This is a genomic window from Aquimarina sp. AD10, from assembly GCF_003443715.1.
Classification (GTDB): domain Bacteria; phylum Bacteroidota; class Bacteroidia; order Flavobacteriales; family Flavobacteriaceae; genus Aquimarina; species Aquimarina aggregata.
Genome location: NZ_CP031965.1, coordinates 4,170,271 through 4,182,879 on the forward strand (window position 1 = coordinate 4,170,271; position 12,609 = coordinate 4,182,879).

The following is a 12,609-nucleotide window of genomic DNA, read 5'->3' on the forward strand; positions in this document are numbered from 1 at the left end:
TTTCTTTTTTATTCATAAAATTCTTATAAAGTTGAGTACGGACCTTATAATTCTTATAAATACAATGTTAATGGTTGAACTAATTTAAAAAACTAGCACTACTTATTTTTAATATACTTTTTTTATTAAAATCTCTTTTCCGTTAAAATTAAAATACGCTCCTTCTGTTTTACCTAGTATTAATTTACCAATAGGAGAATTGGCTGCCAGTACAAAATAGGGTAGTTGCTCGATTTCTACCTTGCCTATAGAAATACTTAAAAAATACTGCCCTTGAGAGGTAATAATTAAACTGCCTAGCCGTATACGTGTAGAGGCAGCGAGGTCAATTTTTGCGACTATTTGCTGTAATTTTTGTACTTGAGCTAATTGCGCTCCGGCTTTTTCACGTTCAAGTTGTAGCATGGCACGACCAGTTTCATGTTTATCTCCTGCAGTGCTTTTTGTTTCTGAAGAAAGCGATTCTTGAATATCATGTATAGTTCCTTGGATACGCTGTAATCTTTGTGCTACGTATTCTTGGCATTTATGAAGTAAAGCTTCTTTAATTTTGTGTTTACTCATTATTGATTTTTAGACTTTAATAAAAAATAAAGTGGGTAATTTAGGATATGGGTTTCATGAAATATTTTAAAACCTAATTTAGTATAAAAATCTCTATTACTTTTTGTAGTAGTCTCAAGATATATTGGTTTTGATGATCCGTAGAAATAAAGTACTTCGTTTAATAATATAGTGCCTAAACCTTTATTTTTGTAAGAAGGAGAAGTACCCATAATCCACAAATGTAAAAAAGGGTGTTTAGGATGGTATTTAGCCAAAATTTTCTCTCTTTTCAAAACCCTAAAAGCATTTCTAAACCCAGTACACCAGATGGCAAGTTCTATATCCCATAAAAGTGTCTTTAAATTCGTTTTTTTTCTTTCAGAATCTAAGAATAAGACACAACTTTTCTCATTATCACTTAGAAATATATCTCCAAAAGTGAGTGCCATGTTAACTTGATATTTCATTAATCGACGGATTCGTTTTTCTCTTTTATGATCTTGTTTTACTACAAAATTTATAGAATTCGGAAATGTTTCGGTTATAAATGTAGCCGATAAAATAGCTACTACTTTTTCTTTATTCTTAAAAGAAGCTTTTTTCATTTAGCCAATTGCGCATTGTGATTAATGATCTTTAAATACTAAAGTACCATAATTATTCATCTGTATAAAAATCCATTCTTTTCTTTTTTGGGTATAATCCGATGCAGGGGTTGCGAGATACTTTAAAGGATTAGGTAGTATTGCAGCAATTGCTGCTGCTTGTTCTTTATTAAGGTTTTCTGCAGGGATGTTAAACCAAAACTTTGCGGCTGCTTCTGCACCATAAATACCATTACCCATTTCGATACTATTTAGATAAACTTCTAGAATACGCTCTTTAGACCATAACTTTTCAATTAAAAATGTAAAATAACTTTCTAATCCTTTTCTAACCCAACTGCGTTGTGGCCATAAGAATACATTTTTTGCTGTTTGTTGTGAAATAGTACTAGCTCCTCGTAAACGTTTTCCGGCTTTGTGCTGTGCAATTGCCCGTTTAATAGCTTTTGTATCAAAGCCATTATGTTCAATAAATCGTTGATCTTCACTACAAATTACTGCTAACTGCAAATTTTTTGAAATCTTAGATAAAGGTTTCCAGCGATGTTGTATAGTATGTTTTTTTTGTAATTTTCTAATGATCATTAATGGTGTTCCAGGAACATCAATCCACCGATAACTTAATACCCAAACAGGGCTAAGTAATAAGAACGCCACAAAGCTTTTTAAGAGAATGCGAATAATTTTTTTCATCTGTTAACTTTTATTGTCATTCAGTTTGAATAGAGTGATCAAAAAATCATTTTACCTATTTCATTTTATAACTATGTTAATAGAAACTAATTTATAGTAGATCTGCTAATTCTGTGCCAATAATACTTCCTATGGCAACCCCCATTCCTCCTAATCGAACTCCGCAAAACACATTATTTGATAGTTGTTTTACAATAGATTTTTTTTGAGACCCTACTCCCATTATGCCACTCCAGGAATAATCAATTTCAAAAGTAGTGTCTGGTAAAATAACATCATGCAAAAGCTCTTTTAGTTTATCTTGAACCACAAAGGTTTGAGCAAGTTCTGTAGTTTCTTCTGTTTTAAAATCTAGGTTTCGGCCTCCTCCCAAAAGAACTCTATCATCGATATTTCTAAAGTAATAGTACCCTTTTTTTAAATGAAATGTGCCTTTAATATGCAAGTTTTTAATTGGTTTTGTAATTAAAACTTGAGCACGAGCAGGTTTTACATTATCAACTCCCAATAAAGAAGCAAAACCATTTGTAGCAATTAATACTTTCTTACTATAAAACGTAAATTGATCTGTTTTTATTTCTGTAGAGGTGTTAAGATCGTTTATTTCTGTAACATGACAATTGTTTAAGACATAGATGCCACATGATTGTACTTTATAAAGAAGTTGCCTCATCATCTTTCCGGTATCAATTTGTCCTTCGAGCTGATTTACAATATACTGAGGTTGGATATTTTTGAAACGAAAAGAGTTTTCTTGAGAAGTAAATACATTGTCTTTAAAAATGGATTTTAATAGTGTATTTATATACTCTTTTTTAGAAATACATTCTTGGTATAAGATTTTATCATTTTTGGTAAATAATTCATATCCCTTATAGTGCTTGTATCCTATGGCTTGATCTCCTAAGGTTTTTCGTAATATATCAAGACCATTAACTCTTTTTTGAATGAGTTGTAAAACTTCTTGTTCTGTGTGTGAATGTAGATCGTCAAGGATTTCCGATAAACTTCCAAAACAGGCAAATCCAGCATTTTTAGTACTAGCACCATTTGGGAGCATACCACGCTCAAGGATAAGAATTTTTGATTTAGGAAACTTTTCTCGTAACCTTAATGCGCTGGTAAGACCAACAATGCCACTGCCTATAATAGTAAAATCTACAGCCGTTAACCATGATTTATATTCCCAATAGCTAAAATTCATTTTTAATATAAGAGAATAAAAAAACCTCTAATTAGAGGTTTTTTTTATGTTAGTCTTCTGGATCTTTCATTTCAAAATCTTCCATAAATTTAGTGGTGTAATTTCCAGAAACATAATCTGGATGATCCATTAATTGTCTATGGAAAGGAACTGTAGTTTTTATTCCTTCGACTACAAATTCATCTAAAGCTCTTTTCATTTTGTTGATTGCTTCTTCACGTGTTTGCGCAGTGGTAATCAACTTAGCGATCATAGAATCGTAATTTGGTGGAATAGTATACCCACTATAAACATGTGTATCAATGCGCACACCATGACCTCCTGGAAGATGTAAATTGGTAATCTTACCTGGAGAAGGTCTAAAGTCTTTGTATGGATCCTCAGCATTGATTCTACACTCGATAGAATGTAACTGCGGTATATAATTCTTGCCAGAAATTGGCACCCCAGCAGCTACTAGAATCTGCTCTCTGATCAAATCGTAATCTACAACTTGTTCTGTAATTGGGTGCTCTACCTGAATACGAGTATTCATTTCCATAAAGTAGAAATTACGGTGTTTGTCTACCAAAAATTCTACTGTACCGGCACCTTCATATTTTATGTATTCTGCAGCTTTAACGGCTGCAGCTCCCATTTTCTCTCGCAATTCATCAGTCATGAATGGCGAAGGAGTCTCTTCGGTTAGTTTTTGGTGTCTTCGTTGTACAGAACAATCTCTTTCTGATAAGTGGCATGCTCTACCGTTACTATCACCTACTATTTGGATTTCGATATGACGTGGTTCTTCGATGAGTTTTTCCATATACATATCATCGTTACCAAATGCAGCTTTACTTTCTTGTCTAGCAGATTCCCAAGCGTTTTGAAGGTCTTCTTCTTTCCAAACGGCACGCATACCCTTTCCACCACCACCAGCACTAGCTTTAAGCATTACTGGGTAACCGGTTTCTTCAGCAACTTTTAAACAGGTCTCAAAATCTGGAATAATACCTTCGCTTCCTGGTACACAAGGGACACCAGCTTCAATCATAGTAGATTTAGCAGAAGCTTTATCTCCCATTCTATCAATCATTTCTGCACTGGCACCAATAAATTTTATTTCGTGCTCTTCACATATCTTAGAAAACTTAGCATTTTCAGAAAGAAAACCATAACCTGGATGTATAGCATCTGCATTGGTAATTTCTGCAGCAGCTATAATATTTGACATCTTAAGATAAGATTCGCTACTAGGTGCGGGTCCGATACAAACTGCTTCATCTGCAAAACGCACATGTAAACTTTCTGCATCTGCTGTAGAATATACTGCAACCGATTTGATCCCCATTTCTTTGCAGGTTCTGATTACTCGCATCGCAATCTCACCTCTATTTGCAATTAGAATTTTTTTAAACATAACTTTTAAAATTTAAAAATCTCAAATTCCAAGCTCCAAATCCCATATGAAATGGATTTTGTGAATTTTGTGTTGGAATTTTAGAATTGGGTTATGATGGATCTACTAAGAAAAGTGGTTGATCAAATTCTACCGGAGAAGAATCGTCTACTAATACTTTTACGATTTTACCAGAAACTTCGCTCTCAATTTCGTTGAAAAGCTTCATTGCTTCTATAATACAAAGCACATCACCTTCTTTTATAGAGTCGCCAACTTCTACAAAAGTTGGTTTGTCTGGAGATGGTTTTCTGTATAATGTACCTATAATAGGAGATTTTATAGTTATGTATTTTGAATTGTCTTCGTCTGAACTAGTTTCTGTAGCTACCGGAGTTGGAGCTGCAGGAACAGGTGCCGCAGGAACAGGTGCTACTTGACTAGCAACTGTATTGCCAACAGGAATCTGTTGAACAAATGTTGTCTCTTTACCGTCTTCTGACGCAGTCTTAATGGTGATTTTAATGTCATCCATTTCTAACTTTACTTCGCTAGCTCCTGATTTGGCAACGAATTTAATTAAATTCTGAATTTCTTTTAAATCCATAATGTTGTGGGTATTGTGTGTTATAGTTGTTTAGGAATTGTAGGCCCATTTAAGATATATAGACCCCCAAGTAAAGCCTCCACCAAATGAGGCAAATACGATATTATCTCCTTTTTTGAGTTGTTTTTCGTAGTCGTGCAATAGTAAGGGCAGTGTAGCCGATGTTGTATTGCCGTATCTTTGGATATTCATCAGAACTTTTTCCTGATCTAATCCCATTCTATTTGCTGTTGCATCGATAATACGCTTGTTAGCTTGATGTGCTACAAGCCAGTTTACATCTGCTCCAGTTAAATTATTACGTTCTAAAATTTTTGAACTGGCATCTGCCATATTAGAGACAGCGTATTTAAATACCGTTTTTCCGTCTTGTTTTACAAAATGAAGTCTTTTAGCAACGGTTTCTTCAGTTGGAGGCAATATAGATCCACCGGCTTCTATTTTTAGAAACTCTCTTCCGATACCATCTGTACGTAAATATTCATCCTGTAACCCTAAACCTTCGTCGTTGGGTTCGAATAAGGCAGCACCGCCACCATCGCCAAAAATAATACAAGTTGTGCGATCGGTATAGTCTATTATAGAAGACATTTTATCTGCTCCTATTAAAAGAATTTTTTTATACCTGCCGGATTCGATGTAACTAGCTGCGGTAGACATTCCATATAAAAAACTGGAACAAGCGGCTTGTAAATCATAAGAAAAAGCATTTACAGCTCCAATTTGTGAAGCGGTATAGGCTGCTGTTGCAGCAACGGGAAGATCTGGAGTAGCAGTGGCAAAAATTACCATATCTATCTCTTTTGGATCTAGATTTTTCTTAGCAATTAAGTCTTCTGCCGCTTTAATACCCAAAAAAGAACTTCCTTTGTCTTTATCTTTTAGTATTCTACGTTCTTTAATACCTGTACGACTGGTAATCCATTCGTCGTTCGTGTCAACCATTGTAGCTAATATATCATTAGTTAACACATAGTCTGGCACATAAGCGCCTACAGCTGTGATAGCGGCTGTGATTTTACTCATATCTTAGTTTTAGTTTCATCATCACATTATTTTAATGATCTGATAGAATTTGCCCAAAGCTATTTTGCATGATCTGCAAATAAATTGATTATTGCTAATCAACTTAAATAACTCATTTCAAGGACTATAGTGCAAAAAATGCCCAAAAAGTTATTGAAATTACTAAATTATACACAAATATGGCGCAAAATAACTTGATTTTGACACATATTCAACTAAAAACAAGAAAACTCTCACATTTGTGAGAGTTCTCCGTGAAACTTTAACAGTATACTTACGCTACTTCTTCTTCTGTATTGTCGATTACAATTTGACCACGGTAGTATAATTTACCTTCGTGCCAGTGAGCTCTGTGGTATAAATGCGCTTCTCCAGTAGTTGGATCAGTAGCGATTTGTGGTACAGTAGCTTTATAATGAGTTCTTCTTTTATCTCTTCTCGTTTTCGATATTTTTCTCTTAGGATGTGCCATTGCTTAGCTATTATTTATCGTTTAATAAGTTTTTTAATTTATCCCATCGAGGATCTGTTTCCTCTTGGTCTTCTACTATTGTGTTTTCTGTTGGACTTAATTCGTCTAACTTTTCAAGTATATCAGATTTTAATGTGCCATCTTCTACGCCAGGATGAACTCTTTTAGATGGTATTGCTAAAACAATTAGCTCATAAATATATTGTTGAATGTTTATTTCATACTCTCCATGCGGAAGTATAAGAATTTCTTCATTCTCATCATTATATTCATTTCCAAATTTAACTACAAGAAATAATTCATTCTCAATAGGTAAATCAAAAGGTTCATTCGTAAGATCACAATTTACATTTACAGTACCTGTTGCTTTAAATTGAAGTTCAAACATAGTTGTTTTCTTGTTGAACTCTAATTCAGTCTTTACTGCAGCTGCATTAAATTCGTCATACTCAAAATGCTCAAAGAACGTATTGTCAATCTGATACTCAAACTGGTGTAAACCTTGCTTTAGCCCAACAAAAGGAATAGTATACTCTTTAAGTTGTATCATGTCATCATCAGTTTCAAGTGCCTACCAATTTGGTAAAGGCGGGTGCAAAGATAATAAAAAATCGTTATGAAAGCATTTTTGTAAACAAAATTATATCAGATTGTTAGTGTATAATCATGTTTACGGATCACAGTATCAGATTTTAACACTTTATCGATGGTAAAATCCTAGTCTCTCGGTGCTTTATTTTGTGGCTTTCTAGGTTGTTTTTTTAACGGGTTTTTAGTGATCTCAGCATATTCATTTCTTCGTTTATATATTTTTAAAGCAGAAAAAACCGCTTCTTCAAAAGATCCATGATCAGCCTTGTTTTTTCCGGCAATTTCAAAAGCTGTCCCATGATCTGGAGAAGTTCTTACTTTGTTTAGTCCGGCGGTATAATTTACTCCCTTACCAAAGGATAACGTTTTAAACGGAATGAGTCCTTGATCATGATAAGAAGCGACTATTGCATCAAATGTTTTATAATTACTTGATCCAAAAAAACTATCAGCTGCATATGGGCCATATACTAATTTTCCTGATTCATTGATTTTTTGGATAGTAGGTTTTAATACTTCTTCATCCTCCTTGCCAATAACACCATTATCTCCACTATGGGGATTAATTCCTAATACGGCTATTTTTGGTTTTGAGATTCCAAAATCTTGTTTAAGTGCAGTATGAATAGTGTTTATTTTTTGTTCTATTAATTGTGGGGTGATAGTGTCTGCAATATCTTTTACAGCTACATGATCGGTTAATAAACCCACTTTTAGATCATCTGTAATCATAAACATTAAACTATTGCCCTCTAATTGTTGGTCTAAGTAATCGGTATGTCCTGGGAATTTAAATTCTTCAGATTGTATACTGTGCTTATTTATTGGGGCTGTCACTAAAACATCGATCTGGTTTTCTTTTAATGCTCTTGTTGCGGCTTTTAGAGATTTTATGGCATAACCTCCTACTTTTTCATCTTCTGCGCCAAAGTTGATATCGACAGCTTCTTTCCAAACATTTAAAACATTAATCTTGCCATCTAAAATTTGAGATGTTTTGTCAATACCATGAAGATTAGTATTGATTTTATAATGCTTTTTCAGGAAAGAAAGGATTTTTACCGAAGCAAAAATTACGGGTGTGCAAAAATCTAGCATTCGCGAATCTTCAAAAGTTTTGAGGACTACTTCGCTTCCAATACCATTAAGATCTCCAATAGAAATCCCTAATCTTATTTTCTGTTCTTTCTTCATTTTTATGAGTATTTTTGAAATCTAAAAATCAGACCTCAAACTTCAAGGTCACAAATTTAACTAAATAATTTGCATTTATGTTCACAGGAATCATCGAAGAATTAGGAACGATAGTATCACTGCATGCAGATCAAGAAAATCTTGATATTACGGTACGAGCTGCTCTTGCCTCTGAGGTAAAGATAGATCAAAGTGTTTCGCATAATGGAGTTTGTCTAACTGTAGTTTCTATTCAGGATGATACCTATACAGTAACTGCTATTAAAGAAACACTAGATAAGACGAACTTAAGCACACTTAAAGAAGGTGCTATAGTAAACCTAGAAAGAGGTATGAAGGTTGGAGATCGATTAGATGGTCATATTGTACAAGGGCATGTAGATCAAGTAGCTAAGTGTATTGCTATTTCTGAGGCCGATGGCAGCTGGTATTATACATTTAGTTACGACCCGAGTTTAAGTAATATCACTATAGAAAAGGGATCTGTTACTGTTAACGGAGTAAGTTTGACGGTAGTTAACTCTAAAAAGAACGAATTTAGTGTTGCTATTATCCCGTTTACATATGAGCACACCAATTTTAATACTTTTGAAACCGGTACGATTGTAAACCTAGAGTTTGATGTCATAGGTAAATATGTACAAAGGATAACACAGTTAGGGTTATAATAGTGTAGATGAAAAGCTGTATTTTAATCATAATATCCGTATTTGTTGTGTGTTCTTGTGCTAAGGACACGATTCTTTTTGAAGATAATTTTGAAGGACATACTCTAGGCAATATCCCGAATAAGCCTTGGAAAAAAAGTGGAGCAGGTATTGTAGTTATTGATACGTTGAAATCATTTAGCGGAAATAAATCAGTACATTTTATTAGCGGCGAAGGGTATAAAAATAGAGCTTTTATAGGATTAGATCATATCTTTCCAATAGTAAAAAATTGCTATTTTGGGACTATGAAGATGTATGTTGAAGAAGCTTCGCCTAATGGTGTACATTGGACAATGTTGCAGAGTTCTGGGAAGGTTCGGAGTCAAAATTTTTCTGCTGAAATTAGGTATGGGGGACAGCATCAAAAACATTTAATGGCTAATTATGATACACAAGGCTTAAAAAGTGATTGCTGGAAGCATTCTCAGGTAAAAATTCCAGAAAAAAAATGGTTTACGCTAAAATGGATGTTTGATGGAGATCGTAATACCATGAAATTATGGTTAGATGGTACAATAGTAGAGGCGATTACTGTAAAAGACTACGGAGAAGGCTGTGCTTTTGATGAGGTAAATAATAAATGGATTTTTCCTGTGTTTGAAAATGTGCTGATGGGTTGGGTAGATTATCAAACAGGTGGAGGTACAAGAAATGTATGGATAGATGATGTGGTTATCACTACAAAGTAATCAAATAGATAATTATTGACGCTCGTACTTAGCATAAAACCATAATTTTGGTGTGAGTGTAGTGTCATCACCATCATAATATCCCCAACCTATTATTTCGTAAAAATTTTTAGATACTGTTTCTTTGAAATACTCAATTTTTTGTGGCTTTTTTTCATCCCTTTGCCATATGATTGTATTACTTCCTTGAGTACTTCCTTGATGGATTACTGTTTCATCAGGTTTTCTGACCACACACCACATTTGACCATCTTGAATTTTATTAACTCCTTTACTTGTAATTTTTTGACCTGTATCTGGATAAAAGTCTGTAATGACAACTGTTTGAAAGAGTGCTGTTGTAGAAGTGTATACCTGTTTTACATCAATGCTATTAATTTGGTTTAGTCCTTCTTTCTTTAGATTAGATAAAGAAATATTTTTCAGATCTATTTTGTCCTTTGATAGTCGTTTGTGATCCTCAAAAATTAGAAATTGCCCTTTCCAAGTACCATCAAGTATACTAAAGACATTTTTGTATTGATTGTCTTTTTCTGTAGTTTTAGGAATGGTCTTAATATTATCTATAGGCATCTTGTCCTGGCAGCTAAGTGTAGTGCAGGTTAGTAAAATAATAAGGATGTATATTTTTTGTGCCATTTATTATATATGACAATGACTACCTTATTTAATAGATATTTGACTCTTAATTTTAAGAAGAAATAAAACTAATTAAATTAGCTCTACTTCATTAAACTTAAAAAGAGAGACTTTATCTCTTCCAATTTTTAAAAGCACCCCTCCTAGATCATTCAAATTAGAGCAGGATTCAAAATCCAATACTTTACCAAAATACTGACTTTTTCCATCAATGACTTTGTATCGCATAATTCGTAATTTAATTTGACTTGTTTTCCCAATTTTTAATTCTAGTTGTTCTTTCCCCAAAAAACATACCAGAATACAACAAATACTCAAGTAAATGTAAATGTCATATGGCGTTTTTAAAAATAAACTTATCAGGTTTTATTAACAATGCCAATAAAAATATAGAGTTAATTATTTGTTAATCATCAGGTTGTAAAACAAGAGAGGTAAGGCTGAATATGAGGTTAATGCACTAAGTGTTGAAAAAAACATTGATTTATATCTTAACAAAGCTATTGGAATTATTCCAAATTTTGTATCTTTGTTTTGGAATTATTCCAATATCCTGAATCAATCACAGATTAGAATTTTAAGACTTTTTTCACTTATTATTAAGGTATTATTTTAAAGTCGTGGCATGCGTTTTGTAAAATTACTAGTAACCTAAATCGTATGACTATGAAAAGATAAATACCTAATGCAAATGATTTTATGTTATGAGTGGTATGAACTATGAAATACAAAACCGAAAGCTTAAATCGTATAAGCACACTTTTGATTATAATTTTTGTAAAAGAAAATATAACGAATATGCCCGTATGCCCTTAAAAGAGTTTAAAAAATGCTTAAAAAACCCACAAAAATTGGGAGAAATAGGTCATTTATGTAGTTTTATTCTATGGGTCAAAAATAAAGAGAAACATGAGTATAGAGATAGTTTAGGAGACTATGGTCTTATTCATTTACTTTTTCATTGTTTAGAAAGTAAACATAATGCAGAAATACACGCAGAGTATATTCATATGCTTTTTAAAGAAGATATTAAGTTATCATGATTTAATGTACTTGTCTAATTATTAAAGCTTTAGTTGAATATGTGCTTTGTTAAAAAGTTTTACAATAAAGAGCATAATTAATGAAAATAGTAATGACCAGCATATTCCTGGTAATCCGTAACTAAAGTAATCCGGTATAATCTTAATATTGAATGTTAAATTAAAGTAGATAATGATACCCGGAAGTATGTAAATAAGTAAAGGATTTGATGCTGCTGGTATAATAAAATTTGACCAACGTACTACTTTTTTGATTTCGATTAACCAATATATAAAATAATAAATAAGAACACAAAACCCAACAGAATATAAACACCATGAAGGCGTAGCTCTAATCTTAGATACTTCATAATAGGGGCGCAATAGGTATCCTAATGCAAAAATCAGGAGAATGAAAATAATAATATTACGATGAATTTTTGGGTGTGATTGTTTTTCAAAGAAAAATAGGGAAATAATGACACCAGATATCACAATAGAGGCATGTGCAAAATGTCCAGCTACAGTGCCAAGCCATGTAAATCCTGTTTTTTCACTCCAACCAGCAGCATTTAATATGGTAATTGCCAGAAAGAATCCAAGAAAAGCTATCATTAGCGTTTTATTACCGTTGCCTGCCCAATAGGCTAAAAAGGTAATCAAATACGCCCAACCGATTAAACCTAGAATTCCCCACCATTTTACCGTCATCCCCCTAGCACCAGAATCTTGGATGTAAACAAAATACATGAGTATTAGAATGAGTATTGAAGTATATTGTAAACTCCATTTTATAGTTTTAGAGAAGTTAGAAGGGTAGTTATTCCATATAGGAATGGGTAGACTGTATGCTAAAAACCCCCATAAAGCTATAGGTATAATCATTTTTGATGCGTCATAACCGTATGATGTATTTACCATATATAGCCCCATAACAAGCAATGCTATAGTTCTTTTTAGTGTATGTTTCCATATAGCTATAGGATTATCTTGTTTTTTTAATCTGGTATTAATGGCAAAAGGGATAGACATACCAACAATAAATAAAAAAGCAGGAAACACTAAGTCAACAAATGTCATTTTATCTTCATGTGAAAGTGCATGCTTCATCCATAAAGGGATATGCTGAACTCCAGAAAGTTCATTCACAAAAATCATTGCAAATATGGTAATTCCTCTAAATACATCAATCGAAGTAATTCGCCCTGTAAATAAGTCTTCTTTAATGGTCAT

The 12,609-nt window shown here is 33.1% G+C and carries 16 protein-coding genes; 3 read left to right on the forward strand and 13 right to left on the reverse strand.

What is annotated here, in order from left to right; all coding sequences use genetic code 11:
• Positions 1 to 108: 108 nt before the first annotated feature.
• The 10 genes from D1816_RS17205 to pdxA all read right to left on the reverse strand — a co-directional run bounded on the left by D1816_RS17205 (position 109) and on the right by pdxA (position 8,316).
• Positions 109 to 564: a 3-oxoacyl-ACP synthase gene (locus D1816_RS17205; protein ID WP_118504446.1), complete on the reverse strand. Its 456-nt coding sequence runs from the start codon at positions 562 to 564 to the stop codon at positions 109 to 111.
• On the reverse strand, positions 564 to 1,151 hold the full coding sequence (locus tag D1816_RS17210; RefSeq protein ID WP_118504448.1) for an N-acetyltransferase: 588 nt from the start codon (positions 1,149 to 1,151) through the stop codon (positions 564 to 566). Before D1816_RS17210 ends, D1816_RS17205 begins: the two co-directional genes overlap by 1 nt.
• A gap of 21 nt (positions 1,152 to 1,172) precedes the next feature.
• Positions 1,173 to 1,844 (reverse strand): monofunctional biosynthetic peptidoglycan transglycosylase, encoded by a 672-nt coding sequence (gene mtgA / locus D1816_RS17215; RefSeq protein WP_066315438.1) that lies wholly within the window; start codon positions 1,842 to 1,844, stop codon positions 1,173 to 1,175.
• A 91-nt stretch (positions 1,845 to 1,935) separates the two neighbouring features.
• Entirely contained in the window at positions 1,936 to 3,048 is a 1,113-nt protein-coding gene (locus D1816_RS17220) for an FAD-binding oxidoreductase (protein ID WP_118504450.1), read from the reverse strand.
• A 49-nt stretch (positions 3,049 to 3,097) separates the two neighbouring features.
• A complete protein-coding gene (accC, locus tag D1816_RS17225) occupies positions 3,098 to 4,447 on the reverse strand; it encodes an acetyl-CoA carboxylase biotin carboxylase subunit (RefSeq protein ID WP_066315442.1) in 1,350 nt (449 codons plus the stop codon).
• Positions 4,448 to 4,538: 91 nt separating this feature from the next.
• Complete coding sequence (gene accB / locus D1816_RS17230) at positions 4,539 to 5,033, reverse strand: acetyl-CoA carboxylase biotin carboxyl carrier protein (RefSeq protein WP_066315444.1); 495 nt, start codon at positions 5,031 to 5,033, stop codon at positions 4,539 to 4,541.
• 30 nt (positions 5,034 to 5,063) lie between these two features.
• Positions 5,064 to 6,059, reverse strand: a complete 996-nt coding sequence (locus tag D1816_RS17235) for a beta-ketoacyl-ACP synthase III (RefSeq protein WP_118504452.1) — start codon at positions 6,057 to 6,059, stop codon at positions 5,064 to 5,066.
• A 274-nt stretch (positions 6,060 to 6,333) separates the two neighbouring features.
• A complete protein-coding gene (rpmF, locus tag D1816_RS17240) occupies positions 6,334 to 6,531 on the reverse strand; it encodes a 50S ribosomal protein L32 (RefSeq protein ID WP_025743674.1) in 198 nt (65 codons plus the stop codon).
• Positions 6,532 to 6,541: 10 nt separating this feature from the next.
• Positions 6,542 to 7,081, reverse strand: a complete 540-nt coding sequence (locus D1816_RS17245; RefSeq protein WP_066315450.1) for a DUF177 domain-containing protein — start codon at positions 7,079 to 7,081, stop codon at positions 6,542 to 6,544.
• 167 nt (positions 7,082 to 7,248) lie between these two features.
• The gene (pdxA, locus tag D1816_RS17250) at positions 7,249 to 8,316 is read right to left on the reverse strand and encodes a 4-hydroxythreonine-4-phosphate dehydrogenase PdxA (RefSeq protein ID WP_066315452.1); all 1,068 of its coding nucleotides are present in this window, start codon (positions 8,314 to 8,316) and stop codon (positions 7,249 to 7,251) included.
• Between the two features lie 77 nt (positions 8,317 to 8,393).
• Here pdxA and D1816_RS17255 point away from each other — a divergent pair, with 77 nt between their 5' ends.
• Together D1816_RS17255 and D1816_RS17260 are read left to right on the forward strand one after the other, a co-directional pair.
• A complete protein-coding gene (locus D1816_RS17255) occupies positions 8,394 to 8,984 on the forward strand; it encodes a riboflavin synthase (RefSeq protein ID WP_118504454.1) in 591 nt (196 codons plus the stop codon).
• 8 nt (positions 8,985 to 8,992) lie between these two features.
• The gene (locus tag D1816_RS17260; RefSeq protein WP_147405015.1) at positions 8,993 to 9,715 is read left to right on the forward strand and encodes a hypothetical protein; all 723 of its coding nucleotides are present in this window, start codon (positions 8,993 to 8,995) and stop codon (positions 9,713 to 9,715) included.
• A gap of 12 nt (positions 9,716 to 9,727) precedes the next feature.
• On the opposite strand, the gene D1816_RS17265 is transcribed toward D1816_RS17260, so the two are convergent.
• Both D1816_RS17265 and D1816_RS17270 read right to left on the reverse strand, forming a co-directional pair.
• Positions 9,728 to 10,354 (reverse strand): hypothetical protein, encoded by a 627-nt coding sequence (locus tag D1816_RS17265; protein WP_120702387.1) that lies wholly within the window; start codon positions 10,352 to 10,354, stop codon positions 9,728 to 9,730.
• A gap of 72 nt (positions 10,355 to 10,426) precedes the next feature.
• A complete protein-coding gene (locus D1816_RS17270) occupies positions 10,427 to 10,582 on the reverse strand; it encodes a hypothetical protein (RefSeq protein ID WP_157766134.1) in 156 nt (51 codons plus the stop codon).
• A gap of 476 nt (positions 10,583 to 11,058) precedes the next feature.
• Between D1816_RS17270 and D1816_RS17275 the strand changes: the two genes are divergently transcribed.
• On the forward strand, positions 11,059 to 11,397 hold the full coding sequence (locus D1816_RS17275; RefSeq protein WP_066315461.1) for a hypothetical protein: 339 nt from the start codon (positions 11,059 to 11,061) through the stop codon (positions 11,395 to 11,397).
• A gap of 21 nt (positions 11,398 to 11,418) precedes the next feature.
• On the opposite strand, the gene D1816_RS17280 is transcribed toward D1816_RS17275, so the two are convergent.
• On the reverse strand, positions 11,419 to 12,609 hold the full coding sequence (locus tag D1816_RS17280) for a DUF5009 domain-containing protein (protein WP_118504462.1): 1,191 nt from the start codon (positions 12,607 to 12,609) through the stop codon (positions 11,419 to 11,421).